Genomic DNA, 25,319 nt, shown 5'->3' with positions numbered 1-25,319 from the left:
TGTTCACCAGCTGTGTCACCCATAGTCCGTGGGGTCGCCGGACACCGCCACACGGCCCCGCGCTCACGCCGTCCGGGAGGTGGTGTGCTCGGGCTGGACGGTGTGCGCGTTGTGCTGGTCGGACCAGCTCTGCAGGGCGCTCATGCAGGCGTGGTCGAGGTGCCGCAGTCCGGCGAGGTTGAGCTCGATGGGGCGGTCGGTGGGCAGCTGTTCCAGGGCGTCGAGGATACGCGGGAGGCGCAGGAAGGTGGCGTGACCGACGATCCGCACCGTCACCGGGCCGGTGCCCGCGTCGTCGACCTCGATGTGGACGTGTGAGGTCTCCCACGCTGTCTTCACCACCGCGAGCAGTAGCCCGATCAGGACGCCGTCGAACATGTTGGTGACCAGGATCGCCCCGGCGGTGACCGTCAACACCACCGCTTCCCCTCGATGTTCACGCCACAGAGGGCCCAACTCCTCGACGGGCAGCAGCTTGAAGCCCGCGTGAACGAGGACCCCGGCGAGTGCCGCGGTCGGGATCATGCCCAGCGCGCCGGGCAGCAGGGCGGCGAACAGCAGCAGCCACAGGCCGTGCAGGACGCGGGAGACCTTGGTGCGGGCGCCGGCCTGGACGTTGGCCGCGCTACGGACGATCACCGCGGTCATCGGAAGCGCGCCGAGCAGCCCGCACACCGTGTTGCCCGCGCCCTGGGCCATCAGCTCCTTGTCGTAGGCGGTCTTCGGCCCGTCGTGCAGCCGGTCCACTGCCGCCGCGCTGAACAGCGACTCGGCCGACGCGATGAGCGTGAAGGCGACGATCGTGGTCAGCAGACCGACGTCCGACAGGCGAGAGAAGCCGTCGAGGCCGGGCGGCTGGATCGCCTCCGTCAGCCCCTTGACCTCGACCCGCTCGACGGGCAGGTCGAAGGCGACGGTGGCCAGCACCGCCAGACCGACCGCGACAAGCGGCCCGGGCAGCAGCTGTGCCTTGGCGGGCATTTTCTTCCACAGCGTCATGACGACGACGGTCCCGGCACCGATACCGATCGCGGTCAGGGCCGGCCCCGATCCGAGGACGTCGGTCAGGAGGCCGGGCAGACCGGCAACATTGGAGAGGCCACTGCCGGGGGCCCTGCGGTCGCCGAGGGCGTACATCTGGCCGGTGATCAGGACGAGCCCGATGCCGGCGAGCATGCCGTACACGACCGACAGGGAGACGGCCCGGAAGAGACGGCCCAACCGCAGTGCGCCGAGGGCGAGTTGAAGCAGTCCTGCGGCCAGCACGATCATGCCGAGCGCGGGCAGTCCGTATTCGGTCACCGCGGTGAGCACCAGCACGGTCAGGCCCGCGGCCGGACCGCTGACCTGGAGGCTGCTGCCGGGCAGCAGGCCGGTGACCAGGCCGCCGACGATGCCAGTGATCAGGCCGAGCTCGGCGGGAACACCGGAGGCGACGGCGACGCCCACGCACAGCGGCAGGGCGACGAGGAAGACGACCAGGGAGGAGGCGAAGTCCGTGCGCAGGGCGCGGCGGAGGGAAGAGAGGGATGAGGTCATGGTCAAGGCGTTCTCTCTGGGTGGGGGAACGTCGGACAGAGGGACGACCAGCAGGGTGTGGGAAAGCCGGGTTCCACTCGCGTCACAGGGACTTGAAGACGCGGCTGCCGGGTGCGCAGGCCAGGACCTCGCCCGTCTCGACCGTGTAGTACCAGGCATGCAGTCGAAGGCGGCCCAAGTCGAGGCGCCGGGCGACGAAGGGGTAGGTGCGCAGGTGGTCGAGCTGGGTCAGCACATGCTGCTGGGTCGCGGCGGTCGCGTCCTCGCCAAGACCCCGCGTCGGCCAGGGCTCGTCGGTCCAGGTACGGTATCCGGCCCAGGTCAGCCAGCGGCGTACCGGCGGCATGGTGTGGACGCTCTGCTCGCGCAGCAGGCTCTGTACCGCGCCGCAGTGCGAATGCCCGCACACGACGATGTCCGGCACCTGCAGGGCCTGGACGGCGAATTCGATCGACCCGGCGACCGCGCACGCCGCCTGCGGCCGGTAGGAGGGAACGATGTTGGCCGCCGAGCGCACCTCGAACAGGTCACCGGGGCGAGCCCCCGTGAACAGCGAGGGGATCACGCGGGAGTCGGAGCAGGAGATGAACAGGACCTGCGGCTGCTGCCCATGGGCCAGCTGGGCGAACTCCTGCTGCTTGTCTGTGATCTTCGCGTGGAAGGTACGGGCGTGCTCGATGAGTGTCTGCATGGAATCGACCTCGTGACGCTTCGTGGAGCTGTGGAGCTCCGGGGTGAGAAGGGGCGCGAAGAGTGCGTGCCACGCGTATCCGGATACGGCTCAGCAGCCCACGGCCGACCCTCGGGTGATCAGCGAGGCGGGTGCCCATCGGTGAAGGAAGGGACGGGGTGCGCGGGCCTCGCCGGCAGGTGACGGAACTGGTGCGCGGGTGCGTCTTCGGTGCGAGGTGACGGTGCCCGGTCGGCCGGGGCATCCGCCGGGGCGGGCGGCTCGGGTTGTGGTGCAGGGGCGCGGCAGATCTCGGCGCGAACGAGGGCGCCCACCGCGGCGTATACGTCCATGGGCATGGCAGGGCTCCGGTGCGGTCGTGGCAGACGAGGCACGGCGGGCCGAACCGCCCCGCGGCACGGGGGTGGGATGCGGCCGGGCTCGGTCAGCAGCGCAGAACGGCCGAACCGGCACAACGGCCGAGACCGCGAGGAGCGTCGACCGGCTCCTGGAGCCCGGCGTGCTCAGCCGGAGCCCCCGAGGGAGACGAAGCGCCGCCGGGGGCCATGGCGACGCCGCCGTGACCCGGTACCTTGCGGGGCCCGCCGGCGGACGCGTTGCACGACTGCGGCACGTCATCGTGATGATGGCCGCCGTCGCGCGTGTCGAGCACCGCGGTACCGGCGGAAGTGTCGCAGGACGGGGCGGGGACGACCGCCGCGGATCGCCGCAGGCAGCCGTCCAGGTCCAGCGCCGACAGATGCGAGGCGCTGGAGGTGAACGCCGCGTGCAACAGCGCCAGCAGGGCAACCAGCACGACAGCGCCCAGGCCGCGGCGGGCCGCCGCCGTGACTGCCCCGGGTGTGTGTGCCATCACGCTCTCCCTGTGCTCCCTACCAGGAAACCCCCGAGTCTCGCGCGTCGCGCTCAGAAAGGGCTGATCAGCGGGTGGATTCACCTGATGTGGTGACGAGTGGCACGCGGACTTTTCCGCATACTCGTGGACTGTCCTACCGGGCGCTGCCAGTCGCCGCCGTCAAAAAGGGGCCCGCTGTCCAAGGGGACGGCGGGCCCGGCAATCACCGCTGGTTCCACCACATGAGGCCGCTGGTCACAGCGCAGCACCGCGAGCACGATGCCGGCGATCCTTCCCGCGGGCAGGGCCCGCCACCGTGAGCCGATTCTCTTCATGCGGCCGCGTATCAGGTCGGCGAGCCAGTTCAGGGTGGCGCTCGACAGCGGCAGGCGGGCGGTGTAGACAAGGCCGTCAGGGCCCTCGGCGGCGTGGTTGTTTTTCTTCACACCAAACCCAACTGGCGCCGTTTGCCAGCTGGTTACGCCGCTTCCGTACCCGTCTCGCGTGGCTACGGGCGTGCGGTGAACCGCCCGCCTGGCCGCTTGTGCAGCCAGCCACGGTCGGCGAGTTTGGTCAGCTTCGCGCGCAGCGGTTCCAGTTTGCCGCGCGCCGACACCTCCAGGCCCAGCTCCTCGCCGACGGCCTTGGCCTGCACCGGGCCGTCGGCGGCTCGGACGATCGCCAGGATCTTGCGGTAGTCGCCGGGCAGGGCGGCCTCGTCGGGAGTCTCGCTGCGGTGCGGGACCAACAGCACCGCCCGCCCCGCCACCCGGGCGGGAGCCGGGGCGACGGCCGCGGCGGCCTCCGCCGCGGCCCGGTCCTGCTCGGCCAGCCGGACCAGGACCCGCTCGGCGATCACCAGTTCCTCCCGCTCGGCCCGCACCTCCTGCAGCTGCTTGTCCAGCTCCTCGGCGAGCGCGTCCAGTTCACTGCGGCGAGCCGTGATCCGCTCCAGCTACGGAGATCAGTGCGGTCTGCATCGACCCGGCCTTCCGCGGGCAGGGTCTGGCCGCCCGCCTGGTCCTGGCGGTGGCCCCCGGCGTCCGTGCCCGCGACGAGAGGCCCTTCCTGCACACCTCCGCGCGCAACACCAACGCCATCCGGCTGTACGAGTCGCTGGACTTCCGGCTGCGCCACCGCACGGCGTCCCTCTCGGCGCGGGCGCCGGAGACAGCGCGGCAGCAGTAACGCAGATGTGCGAACGAGCGGTGGGCGATCGCCCCCGCGGCTGGGCGTACACTCCACACATGGGTCGCACATGCGCAGTGAGGGAGTGCCTGTTCCAGGCCGCCCATGCCCTGTGCCCGTCCGCCGCGTGCGCGACGGCCGTCCACCCCTTGAACGCGTCGGCGATCTACTGTCGCGCGTTGCACGGCCACGGCTAACGATTCCGGGCAATTCTCGGTATTTCCCAGATCATTCCGCCCCTGCAGGCGGACCATTTTCTGCGCGGCCGCCCCTCCCCACCTCTGTAACCGCACGGCGACGATCCTCGCGAGAATTTCCTGCTTTGTCATCCTTCGGTGCCCTGGCGCCGCCTGCGCGCCGACCGCCGGACGACCGGCAGCCGGTGAATCTTCGAGAGGACCCTTGTGAAGTTGAGCGAGCTGCTCGCCGGACACGATCATGAAATCATCGAGGGCGATCCGGAGACGAGGATCACCGGAGGCACCTGCTTCGACGCCCACCGCGCCGCTCCGGGATCCCTGTTCATCGCGGTACCCGGTCATCGCGAGGGCGGCCCCGAGTCCGTCGGACTGGCTCTCGCACGCGGCGCGGTGGCGATACTCATCTGCTCCGCGACGGCGCAACTTCCGGTCGCGACCTGGGCGTCGGCAGCTGGTGTATGCGTCGTAGCCGTCGCGGACACGCGCAAGGCGGCCGCGGTCGTCGCCTCCCGCTACCACGGGGAGCCAGGCCGACAGATGAAGATGGTGGCCGTCACGGGCACCAACGGGAAGACGTCGGTTTCCTCCATGGTGGAGTCGGTGCTGAGGATCGCCGAGCACGCCAGGGTGGGGGTCATCGGGACGGGCGGCAGCCGGATCGGCGACGAACTGATCCCGATGCCGAGGTCGGTACTGACCACACCGGAGTCGCCGGACTTCCAGTATCTGCTCGGGTGCATGCGCGACCGCGGTGTCGGCACCGTGGCGCTCGAAGCCACGTCGATGGGCCTGCTGACCCACCGCCTCGACCACTCGTTCATCGACGTAGGGGTGTTCACCAACCTGACGCAGGATCACCTGGACGACCACGGCACCATGGAGAACTACCGGGACGCCAAACTGCGTCTGTTCCAGGGGCTGTGCCGGCGTGCGGTGGTCAACGCCGACGACCCGGTCGGAGCCTGCATCGGGGCGATGATGCCCGGCGCGGTCGTCACGTACGGCATCGACGCGGAGGCGGACTACCGGGCGACCGACCTCACCATGGACGCCATCGGCACCCGCTTCACCCTGCACCACGCCGGCCACAAGTATCCGGCGGCGATCCCCGTGCCTGGACGGTTCTCCGTCTCCAACGCACTGGCCACTGTCGCAGCCTGCCACCTCATCGGGCACAATCTGGCCGGACTGGTCGCCACACTCGAGCATATGCCCCCGATCCCGGGAAGGTTCGAACGCTACGAGACCCCGGACGGCACGTCCGTCATCGTGGACTATGCGCACTCCCCGGACTCACTGGAGAAGGTGCTGACCACCATCCGCGGCTTCGCCTCTGGCCGGGTCGTCACGGTCTTCGGCTGCGGCGGGGACCGGGACGTCACCAAGCGCGCCCGGATGGGGGAGATCGCCGGCACCTACTCCGATCTGTGCGTTCTCACTTCGGACAATCCCCGGAACGAAGACCCCCGGGCGATCATGGATCAGATCGTCCCGGGCCTGCTCGCGAGCGGCACCACTTTCGAGCGGTTCGCCGACCGCCGCCGCGCCATCTCCTTCGCCCTGTCCGCCGCAGGGCACAGCGACGTCATCCTGATCGCGGGCAAAGGCAGCGAGCCCTACCAGATCGTCAACGAGGAACTGCTGCCGTTCAGCGACATGGCGACGGTACGCGAACTCGCCACGCGGTAGGCGTACCGGCCTTCTTGACGCCCGGCGCTGGTTGCAGTGCCGGGCACGAGGACGTGCAGCTGCTCCAGACGCCGACCTGCTGACTGATGCACAATGGCAGGTCCGCGGCCCTGGCCGAAGCGAAAGTGGCTGTCCGGCACATCGTCGGCCTCCAGCGCCGTCAGGGACCCGCTGCCCGCTACACACGAGACCTTGTGGCCCCGCGGCTACCTGGGGGACGTTCGGGCCGCCCGCATTTCCGTCGGCGTGGACGCCTGATGGCGCTGATCGGGGCGGGCTGGGGTCGGCCCGTCCGGCTACTCCATGCCACAGCTCGGTGCGTTCAGCACCCGGCACCAGACCAATCGCCCACCTCAAGAACTGGCGCGTGCTCGGCAAGGTACGCACCGACCCGAAGTGGGCGACCGCCCTGGTCAGGACCCTGCTCGTCCCGACGAACCGCGAAGTCGTCCAGTGACCGACGATCTTCACCGAAGTCATCCGCCCTCAACCAGCACGAGCACCCAGAATTCCGCGCACACCAGACCCGTGACCAGCAACTTCACGATGCACACCACTCACTGGTCGTCACGGCCAGCACACCCCGGCCGGCATAGACGATCTGATGGTCGTCGTGCCGGTGGGCGTCGATCGCACGGCCGGGCGCCAGCCATTGGATGCGGGGCGGAGCAATGGCCTCGTGGCGGATTTCCATCATCACTTGGCAGATTACCGGAAGTGCGACACGCTGCCGGGCTCGGAGCATGATGGGGGTGCGAAGGAACACATCGATCACCCTGCTGTCCGTCAGCCATGGCTGCGTCGACATCTACCAAGGTGCCGTAGCAGCACTGATGCCGTTTTTCGTCACCGAACGCGGCTACACCTATGCGGTCGCCTCCGGTGTTGTGCTGGCCGCCTCGGTCCTCTTCCCGTTCGGTACATCGTTGCTCTGGTACGGGTGGGCTGGAAGTGCAACGCGCCGTACTGGCGGCGAAGTTCGAGGCGATCCTGCCGCATCTGGACAAGCGGCAGCGACGTCTGCTGACGGCAACGGAGGCCTGGTCGTTTACGACCTGGTGCACGATAGAGAGTGGATCAGGTCGTAAGGAGCTGTCCGGGCGACCATGTGACCGCCCCCGGTGACGAACTCGGGCTGTTCCTCGGCGACGAAGCGGCCGCTGTCATGTGCTTCCACCACGCGGACGTCGTGCGCCTGCTCCGGCAGCTCGGTCTTCCGGCGGCTATCAGGGGCGGACGAGAACGAGGCCGACCTTGCCCGGCCGTACCGCGTGCTCCACGGCCTTGGCCAGCTCGCCGAGGCCGTACGTGGCGGCCACGTCGAACTGGTCCTGGAGCCCCAGCGCGATCTGCTGGGCGGTGGCGACGTCGGATGCCCGCCTCTCGGCGGAGGCCTCGGACAGCCACCGGCCGATGTTCTTGCCCCGCAGCGTCAGCGACTTGTTCAGCAGCGTCGACGCGTGCACCGAAATCGACTCTTCGGCGATTTGCCCGTAACTGACCAGTTTCCCGCCCGGCGTCAACAGGTCCAGAAGGCCCTCAGCCAGCTTCCCGCCGATCGGGTCGAAGGCCACACTGACCGGGCGGCCGCCAGCTGCCTTGCGGACCTCGTCGGCCCAGCCCTGATGCTCTGTCGACACGACCGGCACGTCGGGGAACCGCTGGCGCAGCTCGGCGGCACCGCGGTCGCTGCGGACGACGTTGACCAGCGCCAGGTTGTGAAACTGACACACGCCAGTCACCAGCCGCCCGACCGACGAGCCCGCAGCGGTCTGCACCAGAAGACCGTCGTATCCGAAGGCCAGGTGCTCCTGCGCCTCACGGCGCAGCATCACCGTGGTGAGCGGGTTCGCGAGCATCTGCGCGGCGACGTCGTCCGACAACTCGTCCGGTACGGCGACGACCACCTCGGCATCCGCCACGATCCACTGGGACCACGCCCCCGGCTGGGGGAAGACCGTTACGCGGCCACCGACCTTGACACCCGGAGCCAAGCGCGCTCCCCCGCCGATCGCCTCCACCACGCCGGTGGCCTCCAGGCCAGCCGGAACCGGATGTGCAGCCTTCCCTGGGTAGGCCTCAATGGCCTGGAGATCACCAGGGTGCACCGAGAAGGCCGTGGTGCGGATGCGGACCTGGCCGCGCTCGGGCGCTACCGACTCCGGCTCCTCGATGACGGTCAGGACGTCGGCGGGCATCCCGCCACGGGTGTAGGCAACACGACGGTTCATGATTCTTCTCCTGCGCGCCGGTATGTGTGGGTCTTGGACCGGGCATCAACCGACGTCCTGCCGCCCCTGTGCACTCCGCTGAGTGCACTGCGGAACGAGGGTTTCGTAGTGCTCATGGCCTGCGGCGTATGGGCGGTCCTTGCCGCCGGTCGTGGTGTTTGCCAGGTCGAGGAGTTCGTCACCCATTGGCCGGGTCCTTTCCGGGGCGGTTTCGGCGTGGGAAATCAATCCGGTGCCCGTGTGGCGTCCGGACCCGTGCACGATGGTCGGCCGGCGCCTCCAATGCTCAGCCCGCAACACGCTCGACAACGCACGACGAGGACGCGGCTTCAGGGGCTGAACAGGCTGGGGTTCTCACGGACGTAATCGGCCACCCCCGAAGGAGGCTGCCCGATGACCTGCTCGACCCCGTCCGCCTTGCGGTCGTAGCGATTCTCCGCGTGAAGGCGAGCCATGGTGGAGATGTGCTGGAAGACGTGGTCGGGCAGCCCCAACGACCTGAGATCGTCGTCGATCCATTCCTGCAGCGGGACGTCGGTGTAACTGACCGGTCGGCCCAGGGCTGCGGAAACCTCCGCCGCCATGGCGGCGACGTCCTCCGAGCGCGGGCCGGTCAGCTCATAGATTCGGCCGACGTGCAGGGCAGGATCGGCCAGGATCTCCTCCACAACCGCGGCGACATCCCGGGCCGCCACGGGGGAAGTTTTCGCCCGCCCGAAGGGCAGCCTGATGCTTCCGTACTTCGCGATCGAGGAAAAGCCCACATGGAACAGCGGGTTCTCCATGAACACGGTGGGCCTGACCTGGACGACGGGCAGGCCTGACCAGCCGAGGACCTGCTCCACCAGCCACTGCTGCCGCTGCTGCACGGACTCGGAGGTGCTGGTGAGGTCCATCTCGGAGACGGTCAGCTGCGACATGTTCACGAACGCTTCCAGGCACCCGTACGCACGCGTGACGGCCGCCACCGTCACGGCAGCCTCCAGATACTGCGCCGACACGCCCATGCCGAAGTACATACGTCCACAACCGGCCACGGCGTCGGCGACGTCGCCCGCGCGTGTCAGGTCTCCGACGACGACATCGGCGCCCGTCGCGCGCAGCGCCTCCGCCCGCTCGTCATCGCGGCGCACCATGGCCCGGACGGGCAGGCCCCGTCGCCGAAGGCCTTCGACCACGGATCGCCCGACGGCGCCGACACTGCCCGCCGCACCTGTCACCAGAATGGGTAGCACACTGGTTTCCGGGGTGCGGTCCATAGGGACAGCCTGTGGTGCGCACAGCCAGGGCGCAACTGGAGCCCGCCGAGCCGTCGGCGCTGCAGTATTCCCGCCCACAGACGCGATCGCCCACGCCCTCGGCGACCGTTCCAGCCCGTTGCTTTGATCATCAAGCGATCTCAGCAATCCCGATGTTTCCACCGGAATGGTCCGTAAACGGGTCATCAGAGCGCGAGTTGCGCGCCGGTGTCCTGTTGACGGTCTCCCGTTTCCTTCCCGGCCCGGGGGCCGGGGATCGCGCCACCTGCCCGCCCCGTCCCGGCCTTGCGGCGCGGGCGGGTGGTGCGGGTCTTGCGGTCGGCTCCACGGGGCTTCGACTTCGCCTTGGCGAGGTCCAGGTCTCCGGCCACTGCGGTACCTGTGGTGCGGGCCGCGAGGGCGACCAGGTTGTGTCCGGCGTTGGCGTCCCGGCCGAGGACGAGGCCGCAGTTGTCGCACTCGAAGACGCGCATGCTGAGGGGCAGTTTGGTTTTCACCGCACCGCAGCGGGAGCAGGTCTTCGAGGAGGGGTACCAGCGGTCGGCGACAATGAGTCGCGTGCCGCGCCGGCGGGTCTTGTAGGTGAGCTGGCGTCGGATCTCGCCGAACGCGGCGTCCGCGACACGGCGGGACAGGCGCCGGTTGCGGCCCATTCCGGCGACGCCCAGGTCTTCGACGACGACCGTGACCGTACTCGCAGGCCAGGCGGGTCGTCATCTTGTGGAGGGTGTCCTCGCGAAGGTTCGCGACCCGGTGATGGATCTTATTCCGCTGCGCCTCGTGCGGCCACCAGGCACACGCGGACACGGGGTGCCCGGGAAGAATTCCGGGCACCCCTCCCCTCGATGCTTGGCTGCAGCACCTTCTACGGCCCCAGAACCCCACGTCCCGGTCGGCACCAGACATCGAGGTTCTTCGACGACCCGGTCACTTACCGGACTCGAAGCTCGACTTGAAGGTCCAGGTGCCCGATCCCACCTGGTAGATCTGTACGCCTTCCCGGTGGCCGGCCGGACGGGCGCCGTCGGGGGCGGTGACCTGGCCCGAGGTGGACGGGACCTCGACGGTCGCCGTGGTGCCGGCCGGGACGCGCGCGGTGAGGGAGAGCCTGTCCTCGTCGCGCTGCCACTGGCTGGCCGCCTCGCCGTACGGCGTGGTGTAGGTGGCGTGTGCCGAGGTCAGGTCGCCGACGACGGCCGGGGCGATCCGCAGCGCGCGGTAACCGACCGATCCCGGTGCCTGGTCGAGGCCCGCCAGACGTGTGGTGAACCAGGAGTCGATGGCGCCGAGCATGAAGTGGTTCTGCGACTGGCCCGAGCCGCCGTCCCAGGACTCGCCGAGCGCGGTGTTGCCCGCCAGGACCTGGTAGCCGTAGCTGGGGCTGGTGGTCTGCGTGGCGATCCGGTGGACGATGTCGTCCCGGCCCGCGCCGGACAGGACACGGAACGCGGCCGGCAGAGAGATCTCACCGAGCAGCAGATGGTAGTCGGCTGCCTCGACGGACGCCGTGAAGTGGTCCAGGAGACGGCCACGTTCGCCCTCCGGGTAGGCGCCCATGTCCAGGGCGAGGGCCTCCGCGCCCTGGCCGCCGCCGGCGAAGGTGCCGCCCTGCTGGTCGTAGTACTTGTCGGACAGGGCCTTGACGCTGGCGTCGGCCTTGGCGCGGTAGGTGGCCGCGTCCTCGTCCTCTCCCAGCACCTTCGCCATGTCGGCCAGGGTGTCGACGATGTGCCAGTAGCCGTACGTTCCCGACACCGCCTTGGGGAAGGTTTTGTCCGGGGTGAACCAGTCGCCGAGGGAGTAGTCGAGGATGCCGCCGGAGACCTTCTGCTCCAGGAACGTCACGTACGTCTTCATCTGGGGGTAGTACGCGCGCATCGTCTCCTGGTCGCCGTAGGTGGTGTACAGCTGCCAGGGCACGAGAACGAACGCGCCGCCCCAGTTGGCGTCGTTGCGGTAGGTTCCCGCCAGTGTGACGTAGTCGGGGACGGTGGAGGGGATCAGGCCCTCACTGGTCTGTGCGTCGGCCATGTCCCGCACGATCTTGCGGAGGTAGGCGCGCATGTCGTAGTTGGCGGCGAGGGTGGGGAAGACCAGCTGGTCCTGCTCCAGCCAGCCGAGCTTCTCACGGCTGGGGCAGTCGGTGAGGATGCTCATCATGTTGCCCTCGACGGAGCGCCGGATGAGCGAGTGGATGCCGTTGATCAGTTCGTCGGAGCTGGAGAAGGAGCCGGCGGAGTCGTTGTCGGCCCGCAGCGCCTTGCCGTTCACCGAGACGGTGGCGTCCTTGGGCAGGCCCTTGATCTCGATGTAACGGAAGCCGTGGTAGCTGAATTTGGGGTGCCAGGTCTCGGACCGCTTGTCGTTGCCGGTGGTGTAGCTGTCCCACAGCGGGCCGCCGACGTTGCTGATGGACTGGTAGGCGTGGCCGCCCTTGAGGCTCTCGGCCGGGTAGGCGCGGATGGTGGTGCCTTCGGGGGCGGAGACGGTGATCTCCGGCCAGCCGGCGATGTTGCGGCCGAGGTCGAAGATCCGGCTGCCTTCCGCGGCCCCGTCGACCTCCTTGCCGCTGAGTGTCTCGACGACCCGGACGGGTTCCGTCTCACGGGCGCTCAGGGCGGCCGGGGCGGAGTCGGTGCCGAGGGTGACGGCCCGGTCCCAGTGGGAGTGGTCGCCCCGGGGCTCGTCCCAGTCACGGATCTCGCGCCGGGCGTCGTAGTCCTCGCCGCCGTACCAGTTGGAGGAGGTGGTGGCGCCGAGGGTGGTGCGCCAGTCGTCGCCGGTGGCGATGCGGCGCACGGTGCCGTCGGCGAGGGTCACCTCCAGCTGGGCGATCAGCTTGGGGTCGCTCCGGTTGCCGTACAGCTTGCGGTACCGGTCGGCGGTGCTGAGCTGGTTGGAGATGCCGTTGCCCAGCTCGACCGCCAGCGTGTTGTCGCCGCTGCGCAGCCGGTTCGTCACGTCGTAGGTGGCGTACTGGACTCGGTCGGCGAAGTCGGTGTTGGCGGGTTCCAGGACGGCGTCGCCGACCGGTGCGCCGTTGACACTGGCGTCGTACACGCCGAGTCCGGCGATGTAGAGGCGGGCCGACCGGATGTTCCTCGGGAGGGTGAAGTCCTTCGCGAACAGCGGCAGTGCGGAGGGCAGGTAGGGCTTGGGCGGCTTCTGGCCGGTGACCTGTGCCACCCGGGTGTACGAGCTGCCGGGCTCGTCGGAGGTGGACAGCGTGTAGTCGACGGGGAAGCCGGGCACCTGCCCGTCGTCGGTGAGGACGTCGGCCCTCGGGTACAGCACGACCTGGTCGAAGGTCTTGGTCACCTTCAGATCGAGGGTGACGGTGACGGGTGCGTCCGAGACGTCGGAGCCGGTGTGCGGCAGGCTGGAGTAGCCGGCTGCCTGGTTCCAGGCGCTGTTGGTGACGGCGTCGGTGGCGAGTTTGGGCTCCCACACTTTGCGTTCGGTGTCCGACTCGGAGGCGGTGACCGTGGCGCCCTGGGCGAGGTCGGTGCCGGGGTCGTCGCTGTCGCGCACCTCGATCTCGGCGAGCTGGAGCCGGTGGGCGAGGGCGGGGAAGTCGTCGGCGAGGGGCAGGCCCAGCGCGGTGACGTCGAGACGGACGTACCGGGCGGTGGTCCGGGGCACCTTGACGGTGACCGGTTCGACGGTGTGCTTGCTCAGCTGCCAGTCGTCGTTGGTGATCCAGTCCGCGGACCAGTCGGCGGCGCGGGTCAGGCCGGTCTCGAAGACGACGGGGCTGCTCCAGTTGCCGGGGCGTGAGCCGCCGCGGGACCAGAGCTGGACCCTCCAGTAGACGCGGGTGCGGGAGCCGGGCGCGCGGCCGGCGTAGGTGGCCTGCGGGACGGACGACTCGACCTTGCCGGAGTCCCACAGGTCGGGCCGTGCCGACATCAGCCGGTCGCGGGTGGTGGCGGCCTGGATGCGGTAGGCGGTCTGGGCCGTGTCGCGGCCGCGGGAGGTGAGCCGCCAGCTCAGGTCGGGGGTGGTGTCGTCGATGCCGAGGGCGTTGCTGAGGTGCTGGGTGCGCAACTGCTCGGCGGTGACCGTGCCCTGCAGCGGGGAGGCCGCGGCAGGCGGGGCGAAGGGCGCCGTGGTGACCAGGGCGGTCAGCGCGGAGGCGAGCACGAGGGATCGTCTTGACGTGCGGGGTGTACGGGATGTGCGAGACATGCGGAACTCCACGGGTACGTCGGAAAGAAGGGGTGACCGGTACGGTCCGGGCGTCAGTCCAGTTCGACCGTGAGCGGCAGGCGCGGAAGCAGCTTCACCGGGCCGAGCAGGCCGGAGGGCAGGGGCTTGTTCCGCTCGTTGGAGAGGGTGTTGGACACCCGTACCGAGAGCTGGTTGACGCCCGGCTTGAGGGCCTCGGTGACGTCGACGAGGTAGGGGGACCACAGGGCCGGGGCGAGCTTGTGCCCGTTGACGGTGACCTCGGCGACCTCGCGGACCGTGCCGAGGTCGAGGATGTGGTGCCGCCCGGCCAGGGCGCGGGCGTCGAGGGTGACGTCCTTGGTGTAGGTGCCGCTGCCCGAGTACAGGCGGGCGATGTCGCTCCAGTCGGCCAGGGGGCGGGTGACGGGTTCGGCGCCTTCCTGGGCAAGGGTGAGCGTCCAGTCGCCGTCGAGGGCGATGGGGGTGAGCTGCTCGGTGACGCGGGCTGTCCCGGTGCGGATGTGGTTGCCGTCGCGGGCGGTGAGGCGGTATGTGCCGGGGGCCTCGCCCAGGGCGGTCACCCGCAGCCTGTTGCCGTGCCGGGTGATGCCGGTGACCGGCAGGCCGCCGGTCTCGGTGAGGTAGGGGGTGTCCTCGGCCTTCCGGCGCACCACGACCGCGAGGGTCTCGTAGGGGGACAGGGTGAGGCGCACCCGGACGCCCTTGGAGGTGGGCAGGCCGCGCACGAGGGCGGGGCCGGTGGCGCCGGTCGCCGGGTCCCACACTTCGGGCACGCCCTGGGCGGGCAGCAGGGCCTGGGTGGTGACGGCCGTGCCGCTCTCGTTGTTGAACAGGAAGGCGACGTCCTCGCCGCGCCGGGTGCGCAGCACGCGTACGGCCTCGGCGGCCGGTTCGAGTACCGCCGCTGCGGCGCCGGCCGCCTGGCAGGCGGCGCCGAGCCCGGCGCCGTCCGCGACCCGTACGGCCTTGCCCCGGCCGACGGTGCGGCTGCCGGTGCCGGACGGGAAGAGCTCCGCGAGGGAACGTCTGAGCGTGGTGTTGTCCCCGTCGGCGGCGAGGGCGGGCAGGTCGCCCACGGCGATGAGGGTGCCGCCGCCCCGGACGAACGAGGTCAGGGTGTGCACCGCGGCCGTCTCCAGCACCGGGGTCACCGGCAGCACCACCATGTCGTAGGAGGCCTCGCCGACCCGGAGCGCACTGTCGCGCGGCTCGGCGTGCGCGAGCAGGTTTGGGTCACCGGCCAGGGCGCCCTCGTGGACCAGGTCGAAGTCGACCTGGGCGCGCTCCAGGGCGAACGCGGTCTCGTCGAAGGCGGCGTCGACCTCGCCCTGGCGGGCGGTGGCGGTGAACTGTTCGGCGGCACGCTGCGGCTGCAGCAGCGCGGTGCGGGCGCCGGAGGTGCCGCGGGCCAGCTCCATGACCCGCCCGATCCAGGCGGTGATCGGAGGCATTGCCCACCACCAGGGGTTGCGGGGGCCGAACGGCGGTGCGAAGTAGACATGGGTCTCGTCGGTCCACAGCGCGTGCAGCGCGGTGAAGTTGATGCCGCGAGTCGCGTACGCGCCGAGCAGGGCCCGCATGAAGTCGGGGGCGACCTGCCAGCCCATGTTGCCGAAGGCCTCCATCAGCACGCGCGGGCGCCCCATCTGGTGGGCGACGGAGGCGGGGTTGCGCGGGTCCATGGTGGGCGTGTCGAGTTCGTACTCGGCGGTGATCGCGTCACCGCCCGGGACCTGCGCCCACTGGTTGATCTTGTGCAGGTCGCCGGTGGACTGCATGCGCTTGGAGGGCGCCGTCTCGTCGTAGAGGGGGTTGGTGATCAGGCTCACGCCGCGGTCGCCGTACCAGGTGGCCTGCTTGGCGAAGTACTGGGCGAACCGGTTGGAGACGGCCTCCCAGTAGCGGCCGTGCAGGATCCGGCCCTGTTCGCCGAGGTCGTCGAAGGCGCTGGCGTAGGCGGCGCCGGGCTCGGCGCCGACGGCCTTCAGTTCCGCGGCGAGCGTGGGCGACCAGGGCCGGCGCTTGAAGGGGTGCGGGGCGGCGGAGGCGATGAACGGCTCGTCGTCCCAGAAGCCCTTGATCACGGAGCCGAAGAAGCGGCGGAAGCGGCGGTAGTACTCCCCAGGCACGATGTCGAGGAAGAGTTCGACGGGCTCGTCGTCGAGGAGGTCGGCGTACCCGCGCGTGTAGCCCTTGGAGTCGTCGGTGAGCGTGGCCCCGCCGAACAGGTCGATCTGCCAGCGCCCCGCGGGCACCTGCCAGGTGCCATCGAGGTGCCCGGTGAGTTCGACCAGGTCGCCGACGTCGGTGGAGCCCACGAGGCGGGCGGTGGCGGCGACCGGGCGGGCGGCGTCCTCGGGCAGGTCCCGGACGGTGAAGTCGCCCGCGGCGGACGATTGGTCGAAGGTCTGCTGGTAGAGGGCGGTGCCGTCGGCGGCGGTGACGGTCAGGTTGTCCCACAGGGAGCGCTGCCCGTCCCGGGCGTGCACGCCGACGCCGCCCTGGACCAGGGTCTCGTCGGTGACGGTTCCCTTGTCCTTGCCGTCGAGGGTGACGGTGGCCGTGGCGCCGGTGACCTTGACGGCCAGGGTGTGGAACTTGGTCTTGTTGAAGCCGTCGGTGCGGGTGGACCGGGCGAGCTGGGTGACCATGGTGCCGGCGACCCGGCTGATGGTGACGACACCGGTCTGCTCGAACTCCACCAGCAGTGCGTTCTCGCCCGTCGCCGAGGCCTTCACCAGCATTCCGGCCGCGATGACGTCGGGCTTGACGCTGCCGGAGACGGTGCAGTCGCCCCATCCGGCGCTGTCGCTCAGCACGGCGGGGCCCGCGAGGACCGCCGCGTCGACCACCAGGCTCCCGGTGTCGACGCCGACACCGGTGGTCCGGGTCGGGCGCGCGCTCGTCGGTCCCTGGACGATGTGCGTGGAGCGCCACAGGCCCTTCAGGCGCAGGTCGGGGCGGGCCCGGTAGGTGCGTGAACCGACGGTGCCGCCCTGGGTGATGAAGTAGCCGGCCCGGCCGCTGGGGAAGTGGTTGTCGTTGAACAGCCACACCTTCATGCCGGTCTTCTCGGCGGTGGTCAGCACGTGCTCGATGACGTCGAACCAGCCCTCGGTGAAGAAGGCGGGCTGCATCTCGGCGTTGTCGTAGGGGAAGACGATGACCTCGTACATGCCCTTGGAGCGGAGGTCGGCCATCTGGGTGTCGACGAGCTCGTTGGTGACCGGGCCGTTCCAGTACCAGTACACGGCGGGCCGGCTGTCGCGGCCTGGGTTGACGAAGTCGATGTCGCCGAAGGCCTGCAGGGAGGTCCCGTCGGGGGCCCCGGACGCGATCGCGGGCAGGCCGTTCAGAAGGCCGCCGGTGGCGGTGGCGGCGGTGAGCGCGGCCAGGGTCACGAAGCGGCGCCGGGTCAGACGGGAGGCGCCTTCGGGAGAGCTGAACATATGCGGCATGGCTGTGCGTTCTGCTTTCTGTGACGGGTGGCGCAAGGACGGCACGCCACGCGTGATGCGTGACGGCACAGAGGAATGACGATCTGTCGTGCCCGTGGACGACGGCGCCCGGCCGTCGTCCACGGGGCAAGCCCGGATCGCGGCGGGGCCCCGGCCGGCAGAGGGCCCGGCGGTCCTCGGCCGGACGGCCCTCAGCCGTCGGGGGACGGTCTCATCTGCGTGCCAGCGCCGCCATGTCCTGCGGCGACAGCACCCGGTTGTGGATGCGGAAGTCCGCCACGGCACCGTGCAGGTAGGGGTGGGTGGCGTTCTGCGAACGCCCCAGGTAGTTGCGGCTGGTGTCGCCGAGCAGCAGGGGTGAGCAGACCATGGCCTCGTTGCGGCCGGTCTCGGCCCCGTCGATGTACAGCACTCCCGTGCCGCCGCCGAGGGTGAGCGCCACATGGACCCAGTGGCCCTGCGGCAGCGGTTGGCCGGAGTCCACGACGTCCTCGCCCGCCATCCCGGCGATCTTGAGGGCGGCCCGCGGGAAGCCCGTTCCGGTGCGGGCGGCGAGGAAGAGGTAGGTGCTCTTGTGGTAGCCGAGGTCGAAGATCCGTGCCGAGTTGGCCACCGAGTCCAGGCGCGTCCAGGCGCTCACCGTGAGCTCGGTCAGGCCGGTCAACAGGCCGCGCGGCAGCACGACATGGCCGCCCGCGCCGTCCAGGGCCACCGCTCCGGCCGCTCCGCGTCCGGCGGTCCATGCCGCGCCCTCGGCGAGCCGGCCGTCGGGGTGGTGTCCGGTGGTGTCGGCGACGGCGGTGCCGGCGCCCTCGTCGAGCAGGTAGCGGGCGATTTCTCGCGGGTCGTCCTGGCGGGGCGGGCGCGCGAAGTAGACGTTGTAGTGCTGGTGGTGGACCTGGTGGAAGGGCCGCAGGGTGACCGGCCTCCCGTCCGCGCGCGCCGTGAACGCGGTCCCCCCGTCCGCAGCGGGCCGTATCGGGCCGTCCTCAAGGGCGGGGATCGTCACGGACCCGGTCGTCCCGTACTCGCCGGCCAGCACCAGCGGTCCGTAGGACAACCCCACCACGTGCGGGTTGTCCGGGGCAGGGCGCTCCACGACCTCGCGGGGCAGGGTCATCTCGACGGTGTCACCGGACCGCCACTGCCGGTCGAGGGTCGCGTACGTCCCCGGCCTGACGTCGCAGTCGACGGTGCGGCCGTTGACGGTGATGCGGAGGGTCCGGCGGCGCGTGCCGTCGGCGAGCCATCCCGGTATCCGTATCCGCAGCCGGAACCGGGACGGCGAGCCGGTGACCGTGAGCCGGACCCGCCCGGACTCCGGATATCCACCGCCTTCCCGGCGGATCGTCACCTTCTGTTCCTGCCAGTGCAGTTCGGAGGGAATGAAGAGGTTGACGTAGAGCTCGGGGCGGCCGGCGCGGGCCGAGTGGAAGTAGATGCTGTCCGCGAACTTCGTGTGGGTCTCCAGGCCGGTGCCGTGGTCGCAGGAGAAGTTGTCGTAGTCGCCGCTGTAACTTCCGGGCGCGGCGCCCAGACCGCCCTTGGGCTGACGCTGCGACCCCGCCCACAGGCCGGTGTAGTAGGTGACGAAGCCGTGTTCGGAGTCGGGGTCCTGCTCGCCGAGCATCTGGTTGTACAGGGCCCATTCGTAGTGGTCCATGCGCTCGGCCCGGGCGGGGTCGTGGAGGAACAGCCGCCGCCCCAGCTTGAGCATGTTGTACGTGTTGCAGTTCTCGCAGGTCTCCTCGGACAGCCGGCTGACAATCTCGCCGGGCGGGCCGAAGAACTCCTGGTTGGAGTTGCCACCGATGACGTACGAGTGGTCGTGGACCACGATGTCCCAGAAGTTCGAGGCGATCGCGTGGTAGCGCTGCTCGCCGGTCGCCTCGTACATCCGGGCCGCGCCCACGATCTTGGCGATCTCGGTGTTGGCGTGCCGGCCGTTCAGCTCGTCGCGCCCCTCGGCGAGCGGGCCGAACAGGTCCTCCTGGTCGAAGCGGCGGGCCGTGCGCAGGGCCGCCTGGCTGCCGGTGGCCAGGTGCAGGGCGGCGAGCACGTCGTTCATGCCGCCCCACTCCACCCGTCGCACGTGGTCGAGCTGATCCGGGGTGAGCGGGGCGGTGCGGCGGTCGGCCCAGGCTGCCATGGCTTCGAGGAGGCCCAGGGCCCGCTCGTTCCCGCACAGCTGGTACTGGTCGAGGAGACCGGCCATGATCTTGTGGATGGTGTAGTACGGCGCCCAGGGCTTCGAGCCCGCCTCCAGGTCGGCGAAGACCTGCTCGGGGAAGGCCGAGAGGTAGCCCTCGCCGTATCCCGCGGCGGGGGACGCCGACTGACACTCCGCCAGGGCGTCGACGATACGGCGGCCCTTGTCCGCGTACCGGTGGTCCCCGGTGCCGGCATGCGCGAGCGCGAGGCCGGACAGCAGGTGGCCGGTGCTGTGGCCGCGCAGCTGGACGCCCGGTGCCTCCCAGCCGCCGCAGGGCTGCGCGCTCGACGGCAGGCCGACGTTGGTGCGGAAGGTGTGCAGGAGACGGTCGATGTCGACGGCTTCGAGGTAGGCGCAGGTGCGCCGCATGTTGTCGCGGAAGGGGCTGTCCAGCAGCCGTACCGATCCCGGCGCGAACTCGGCCAGCGTGGGGCTGGAGGGCGTGGCCCCGGCCCGGGGCCCGGGGCCGTCGGTCGCCGCGGCCGGCGCCCCGGCGACCGCCCAAGCTCCGATCGCCACCCCGGTTCCGATCACGAAGCGTCTTCGCGTCGGGTTCTGTCGTGGCATGCGGCGACTCCTCTGCACAGCAAGAGTTGAATCGTTTTTTTGGATGACGGCCACTCTGGGGGCGGGATCGCCGCGCGTCAAGATGTACGCAGCAGCTCTTTTCTTCACCCCTATTGCGTTGAGTACACCGAGCACGTAGATTTCCGGCGCGTTAATTGAATCGTTTGAACGGCGTTTCAAATGAACCTGCGTTCCAGGTCCCGGTGCTTCACGCCCCGGTGGGCCCGACAAGGAGCAACATGAGCCTGCGACGGCGAACCGTACTGACGATGGGGGCCCTGGCCGGTGCGGCCGCGACTTCCCTGCCCCTGACGGCAGTTCCCGCGGCGGCGGAGGAAGGCAAGGGCAGCACCGTGCCGCGCGGCTTCGGCGACCCCGCGTCCGGCGTGCGCCCCAAGTTCCGCTGGTGGTGGCCCGACGCGCTGGTGAACACCCGTGAGATCGCGGACGAGATCGGGAGGATCGCCGCCGCCGGTTTCGGCGGCGTGGAAATCGCGGCCGTCACCCACAGCCTCAGCCAGCAGATCGACGCCCAGCGCTACGGCTGGGGCACCCCGGCGTGGACGGCGGCCGTCGAGGCCGCGCTGCGGGCCGCGAAGCGGCACGACGTGGTGGTGGACCTGACGGTCGGCCCGGCCTGGCCGGCCGCGGTTCCCTCGATCACCCCGGACAGCACCGCGGCGGCCAAGGAACTCGCGCACGGCCAGGCCGTGGTGGCTCCGGGCGAGACCTACTCGGGGCCGCTTCCGGCCGCCGTGTCCGAGGCCTCCGAGGATGTCACCGTCCAGCGACCGCTGCTGGTGCAGGCCGTCCGGGTCGCCACGGGCAGCTCGGCCGGCGCCGTCCCCGTCGTCCTGGACCAGTCCAGCGTCACCGACCTCACCTCGGCAGTGAGCGGCTCCACCCTGACCTGGACCGCGCCCGACGACGGCAGCTGGCTGGTCGTCGCCTACTGGGAGCGCGGTTCCGGCCAGCGCCCAGAGGGCCCGGCGCACACCACCCCGCTCTCCTACGTCGTCGACCACTTCAGCGACGCGGGCACCGGCGCCGTCACCGGCTTCTGGGAAGAGCACATCCTCACCCCGGCGATCCGGTCGCTGTTGCGCGACGTGGGCGGCGCGCTGTTCGAGGACTCCATCGAGCTGGAGACCGACGCCACCCTGTGGACGCCGAAGCTGCCCGCCGAGTTCGAGCGCCGCAAGGGGTACTCGCTGCTGCCGTACCTGGCGGCCGTGGTCGAGAAGAAGGAGAAGCCCGTCTTCAGCTTCGGCCCGGCCGTCGACAAGCCGGTACGCAGCGACGTCATGGACGTCATCACCGAGCTGTACGTCGAGCACCACCTGCGTCCGCTGCAGAACTGGGCGCACACTCTGGGCCTGAAGCTGCGCATCCAGCCGTACGGCCTGGAGACCGACGCGATCTACAAGGCGGCGATCCTGGACATCCCCGAGGGCGAGTCCCTCGGCTTCAAGAACCTGGACGACTTCCGGTGCCTGGCGGGCGGCCGGGACATGGGCGGCCGTCTCGTCCTGTCGAACGAGGCCGGCGGTGTGGCCAACGGCGCCTACTCGACCACCTGGTCCGCCACCTTGAAAAAGCTGGTCATCCAGTACGCGGCCGGCGTCAACCAGGCGGTGTTCCACGGCTTCGCCTACGCCGACGCGCCCGGCGCCGCCTGGCCGGGCTTCGCCGCCTTCTCGCCATACAGAGGCGGTGCCGGGTACGGCGAGGCCTGGGGCCCGCGCCAGCCCACCTGGCAGCACGCCGACATCGTCGCCGACTGCCTGGCCAGGATCCAGCAGGTGCTGCAGACCGGGGTCAACCAGGTCGATGTGGGGGTGCTGCGACAGAAGGGCTACGCGGGTTCCGGGCTCGGGGCGCCCTGGTTCACCGGTGACGGCGTGCCCGTCGGTTGGACGCACACCTTCCTCAGCCCGCGTCTGCTCGACCTGCCCAGTGCCGTGGTGCGCAACGGCCGGTTCGCCCCCGACGGCCCCTCCTGCAAGGCGCTCGTCGTCGACGGCGACGTCATGAGCGGCCGTGAACACACGCTCCAGCTCGATGTGGCCCGGCGGCTGGTCGCCTACGCGGACGCGGGTCTCGCGATCATCCTGATAGGCAACTGGTCGGACGCGCACGTGCCCGGGATGCCCGCCGCCGCGGACGACAACACCCGGCTGCGCGAGCTGCTCGTGGAGCTGCAGAAGCGGCCCACCGTGCACACCGTCGCGGACCGTCCCAACGTGCCCGAGGCCATCGAGGCGCTGGGGCTGCGGCGCGACGTGGAGTACGCCGAGACATCGATGCTGCTGCACGCGCACCGCCGGGACGACGACACGGACTACTTCTTCTTCGCCAACGACGCGGTCAGCAAGAAGGGGTCGACGGGTTCCCGGATCCGTCACGATGTCACCCTGACCGCCCATGTCCGCGGGGCAGTCCCCCACCTGCTGGACCCGTGGACCGGTTCGGTCACGCCGCTCGCCGCGTACACCCGCACCGAGGACGGACGGATCCGTCTCACCGTGGACCTGGCGCCCGGTGCCGTGAGCATCGTGCGGCTGTCCCGGCCCACCGGTGGCGTCTTTGCCCGGCACGTCACCGCCACCCACGCCGACGAGGTGGTCACCGCCGACAGCCGGACGTTCGAGGTGCGGGCCGTCGCCGCGGGCGCCTACCGCACCACGTTCGACAACGGGCGCTCGGTGAACGCCGTCGTCCGGACTGTGCCCGCGCCGTTCGCCCTGGAGTCGTGGAAGCTGGACGTGGAGGACTGGCAGCCGGGCTCGAAGGCCACCGAGACCGTCCGTGTGCGGCACCAGCTGTCGCTGCCGGACGGGCTTCTGCCGTGGTCGCAGATCACCGGTCTGGAGGACGTGTCGGGCGTGGGTACCTACCGCGCCGCGTTCACCCTGGGCGAGGAGTGGACCGAGGGGACCGGGGCGCGGCTGGAGCTGGGCGAGGTCTGCGACACCTTCCGCATCCGCGTCAACGGCCGAGACCTTCCGCCGGCGGACCAGGTGACGCGGGTGGTGGACCTGGGCTCGCGGCTGCGGCAGGGCTCCAACACCGTCGAGGTGGAGGTGGCGACGACGCTGCTGAACCGGCTGCGGGTGGCCGACGCGCCGGTGTTCGGCGCCGCGACACGTCAGGCGTACGGGCTGCTGGGCCCGGTGCGGGTGGTGCCGTACGGGACCGCGACCGTGCACGCGTGAGCACGGCACCGCGGTGAGCGCGCGGGCCGGGGCGGAGGACCAGGTGTCCCCGCCCCGGCCCGCCGTGTTGTACGGGGAGGGCGGAGAACGGGTGGTGGCCGGGGCGGCCGGGCGGCGCGGGCACGGCGGAATGCGGAACACCGGGGTCCGCTCTCCCGGCTTCGGGAAGCGGACCGTTCCTAACCAGTGCACATAAGTGAGTCTTGGACCCACCGCTGCGTACTGCGCGCATCCCGAACGGTGTTGGATGCAATGGGTTCCCGCTTTCGCTTCCCGCTCGGCGACGGCCCTTCGTGGGCACGGTCCGTTGTCGGTGGGCGGGTTCCCTCACGCCCCCGGTCACCTGGTCCGGCCTGGACGGTCCGATGCCCCGCACGATCACTCCGGTCGTGTGGGGGCGGTGCCGTCCTTCCCCAAGCTCTCAACTCCGTTCGAGCAGGGGATACCCCATCCCGGACCGGGTGTCCGAGGGCGCGTCGTCCGATCGCGATACCGGCGGCATCGTGACGGGACATCTTTCGGTGGGGGGTGGTCAGCGGTTTCTGCCAGTGCTGGGCACCCCACTGGGAGGTGTAGGCCGGGTCGACCGCGACAATGCTCAGGCCGTGTTCGGCGGCCATCGACACCAGTCGGGCCTGGAGCTTGCCGGTGGGCATGCCGGAGATGAGCTGCCGGAACCGTTTCCTGCGGCCGTGTTTCTCGCGGGTCTTCTCGGCGGTGAAGTCGAGGTCTTCGATGCCGATCGCGGCGACGCCAGCCTGCTTGGCCCAGTTGATCAACCGGGTCAGGGCGTGGCGGAGCTGTGCGTCGCGGTGAGCGGCGGTGCCGGACAGGTCGTAGGGGAAGCGGTGCGGGTCACCGACCGGGTTGCCGTGCCGGTCGAGAAGGTAGGCGGCGAAGTGGTCGGCGTTGGTGTCGACGCCGATCATGCCCCGGGCGCGGGCAGTCTCCAACGGCATGGTCTGGACGACGGGGCGTTGCCAGGACGCGGTGAAATACCAGCGGCCTCGCTCCGTATCGAGGTGGATGCGGTAGGCGACGGCCCGGTGCGCGGTGATGCGGTCGGCCCACTCCCCACCCCGGTGCGCAAATGCGATGCGGGAGGTGAGGGTGTACCGGCCGTGCTGGGCGTTGGCCAGGTGCGCGAGCGGGGCAGGCAGTTTGATGGACACTTCGCCGTCCGGGGTGACACGGATCGTCTCGTTCCCGAACCGCTTACCCGACTCACCGTCGGCGGCGACGAACCAGCGTTCCGCCTCCCACCGTTGCCGCCACCGGTCTTCGGTGAGCTGGGCCTGGGTGAGGTGGTGGCGGGTGTTGAGGAGACGTTTCCCGCCCCGCACCACTCGGACCCGTCCGGCCTGCCAGTCGGCAACAGCCGCCGTGTGCCGGTCCTCCAGTGCCGCGAGGCGGCGGGACTTGCGGAACCACTCACCCCGGGAGCGGTAGCCACCCGCCGCGCGCCTGGTGCCCTTCTCCCCGATCGGGAGGGACAACCGATGCCGCAACGTCCTGATCCCGGCCGCCAGGCTCTTCACGTGCGCGGCCTGGCAACGCCGGGCCAGCGCCCACTGATCGTGCGTGGCCTTGGTGATCGCACCCGCGATCCGCGACGACGACCGTGCCGTCAGCTCCCGCTTACGCGCCGCCCATGTCTGAGCGCTGTGATCGTGGCCATCCGCACAGCGATCCTTGAGATCACGGGAAGCCAGCGCACCCTGGTGCTCGCCGACCGCGCGCAGCACCATCTCGTCGTGGGGGGTGAGGTGCCCCAGCCGGTCCCGGATCGCCACCCCGCAAGGCCCGGGCACCACGAAGGGCACGGCCAACTTCCGCAGACCACCCACCACATCACCCCCTCCCGCAAGGCCGGACACCTGCCACCCAGCCCAACGAACACAGGCACCAAAGGTCACACACTCGACCCCAGAACCCCCGTTCCCCCCATGAACCCGCCGACAGAGGCTCACTCCCGCTCGCTCCAACTCACTTCAGCGCAGCAAACCGACAGCAGCTCGCAACCCCGGTGTTTCCCGGCCTGGCA

At 70.3% G+C, this 25,319-nt stretch carries 15 protein-coding genes and 4 pseudogenes; 5 read left to right on the top strand and 14 right to left on the bottom strand.

The window, feature by feature from the left end:
- Nucleotides 1-63: 63 nt before the first annotated feature.
- The 5 genes and pseudogenes from OG972_RS39275 to OG972_RS39260 all read right to left on the bottom strand — a co-directional run bounded on the left by OG972_RS39275 (nt 64) and on the right by OG972_RS39260 (nt 4,020).
- The gene (locus tag OG972_RS39275) at nt 64-1,539 is read right to left on the bottom strand and encodes a SulP family inorganic anion transporter (protein WP_266989723.1); all 1,476 of its coding nucleotides are present in this window, start codon (nt 1,537-1,539) and stop codon (nt 64-66) included.
- Nucleotides 1,540-1,621: 82 nt separating this feature from the next.
- Nucleotides 1,622-2,230, bottom strand: coding sequence for a carbonic anhydrase (locus OG972_RS39270; RefSeq protein WP_266989722.1), 609 nt, complete (start codon nt 2,228-2,230; stop codon nt 1,622-1,624).
- Between the two features lie 424 nt (nt 2,231-2,654).
- Complete coding sequence (locus tag OG972_RS39265; protein ID WP_266989720.1) at nt 2,655-3,083, bottom strand: hypothetical protein; 429 nt, start codon at nt 3,081-3,083, stop codon at nt 2,655-2,657.
- A 227-nt stretch (nt 3,084-3,310) separates the two neighbouring features.
- Nucleotides 3,311-3,511 (bottom strand): annotated as a pseudogene (locus OG972_RS49370) (IS5/IS1182 family transposase); the annotation flags it as partial.
- A 62-nt stretch (nt 3,512-3,573) separates the two neighbouring features.
- On the bottom strand, nt 3,574-4,020 hold the full coding sequence (locus OG972_RS39260) for a hypothetical protein (protein WP_266991005.1): 447 nt from the start codon (nt 4,018-4,020) through the stop codon (nt 3,574-3,576).
- A 2-nt stretch (nt 4,021-4,022) separates the two neighbouring features.
- Between OG972_RS39260 and OG972_RS39255 the strand changes: the two are divergent.
- The 3 genes and pseudogenes from OG972_RS39255 to OG972_RS39245 all read left to right on the top strand — a co-directional run.
- Nucleotides 4,023-4,253, top strand: a pseudogene (locus OG972_RS39255) (GNAT family N-acetyltransferase); the annotation flags it as partial.
- A 404-nt stretch (nt 4,254-4,657) separates the two neighbouring features.
- On the top strand, nt 4,658-6,142 hold the full coding sequence (locus OG972_RS39250) for a UDP-N-acetylmuramoyl-L-alanyl-D-glutamate--2,6-diaminopimelate ligase (protein ID WP_266989718.1): 1,485 nt from the start codon (nt 4,658-4,660) through the stop codon (nt 6,140-6,142).
- Nucleotides 6,143-6,458: 316 nt separating this feature from the next.
- Nucleotides 6,459-6,599 carry a hypothetical protein gene (locus OG972_RS39245; protein ID WP_266989716.1) on the top strand — a complete coding sequence of 47 codons (141 nt, stop codon included), beginning with the start codon at nt 6,459-6,461 and terminating at the stop codon, nt 6,597-6,599.
- A 105-nt stretch (nt 6,600-6,704) separates the two neighbouring features.
- Here the strand turns inward: OG972_RS39245 and OG972_RS39240 are convergent.
- Nucleotides 6,705-6,839, bottom strand: a pseudogene (locus OG972_RS39240) (AraC family transcriptional regulator); the annotation flags it as partial.
- Between the two features lie 55 nt (nt 6,840-6,894).
- Between OG972_RS39240 and OG972_RS39235 the strand changes: the two are divergent.
- Nucleotides 6,895-7,050, top strand: a pseudogene (locus OG972_RS39235) (MFS transporter); the annotation flags it as partial.
- A gap of 318 nt (nt 7,051-7,368) precedes the next feature.
- Here OG972_RS39235 and OG972_RS39230 read toward each other — a convergent pair.
- The 7 genes from OG972_RS39230 to OG972_RS39200 form a co-directional block, all read right to left on the bottom strand.
- Nucleotides 7,369-8,373 carry a zinc-binding dehydrogenase gene (locus OG972_RS39230; protein ID WP_266989714.1) on the bottom strand — a complete coding sequence of 335 codons (1,005 nt, stop codon included), beginning with the start codon at nt 8,371-8,373 and terminating at the stop codon, nt 7,369-7,371.
- A 45-nt stretch (nt 8,374-8,418) separates the two neighbouring features.
- Nucleotides 8,419-8,559, bottom strand: coding sequence for a hypothetical protein (locus tag OG972_RS39225; RefSeq protein WP_266989712.1), 141 nt, complete (start codon nt 8,557-8,559; stop codon nt 8,419-8,421).
- 143 nt (nt 8,560-8,702) lie between these two features.
- Entirely contained in the window at nt 8,703-9,632 is a 930-nt protein-coding gene (locus OG972_RS39220) for an NAD(P)H-binding protein (protein ID WP_266989710.1), read from the bottom strand.
- Nucleotides 9,633-9,817: 185 nt separating this feature from the next.
- On the bottom strand, nt 9,818-10,285 hold the full coding sequence (locus OG972_RS39215; RefSeq protein ID WP_266989708.1) for a zinc ribbon domain-containing protein: 468 nt from the start codon (nt 10,283-10,285) through the stop codon (nt 9,818-9,820).
- A gap of 274 nt (nt 10,286-10,559) precedes the next feature.
- The gene (locus OG972_RS39210; RefSeq protein WP_266989706.1) at nt 10,560-13,820 is read right to left on the bottom strand and encodes a family 78 glycoside hydrolase catalytic domain; all 3,261 of its coding nucleotides are present in this window, start codon (nt 13,818-13,820) and stop codon (nt 10,560-10,562) included.
- A gap of 53 nt (nt 13,821-13,873) precedes the next feature.
- Nucleotides 13,874-17,272 (bottom strand): glycosylhydrolase-like jelly roll fold domain-containing protein, encoded by a 3,399-nt coding sequence (locus tag OG972_RS39205; RefSeq protein WP_266989704.1) that lies wholly within the window; start codon nt 17,270-17,272, stop codon nt 13,874-13,876.
- 220 nt (nt 17,273-17,492) lie between these two features.
- Nucleotides 17,493-20,060, bottom strand: a complete 2,568-nt coding sequence (locus OG972_RS39200; protein ID WP_266989702.1) for a beta-L-arabinofuranosidase domain-containing protein — start codon at nt 20,058-20,060, stop codon at nt 17,493-17,495.
- 239 nt (nt 20,061-20,299) lie between these two features.
- On the opposite strand from OG972_RS39200, the gene OG972_RS39195 reads away from it, so the two are divergent.
- Nucleotides 20,300-23,275 carry a glycosyl hydrolase gene (locus tag OG972_RS39195; protein ID WP_266989700.1) on the top strand — a complete coding sequence of 992 codons (2,976 nt, stop codon included), beginning with the start codon at nt 20,300-20,302 and terminating at the stop codon, nt 23,273-23,275.
- Between the two features lie 179 nt (nt 23,276-23,454).
- On the opposite strand, the gene OG972_RS39190 is transcribed toward OG972_RS39195, so the two are convergent.
- Entirely contained in the window at nt 23,455-25,122 is a 1,668-nt protein-coding gene (locus OG972_RS39190; RefSeq protein WP_266989698.1) for an IS200/IS605 family accessory protein TnpB-related protein, read from the bottom strand.
- Between the last annotated feature and the right edge of the window lie 197 nt (nt 25,123-25,319).

Origin of the sequence: Streptomyces sp. NBC_01669, assembly GCF_026339735.1 — a bacterium.
Lineage (GTDB): Bacteria > Actinomycetota > Actinomycetes > Streptomycetales > Streptomycetaceae > Streptomyces > Streptomyces yanii.
This window is presented reverse-complemented; position numbering and strand designations above follow the sequence as displayed.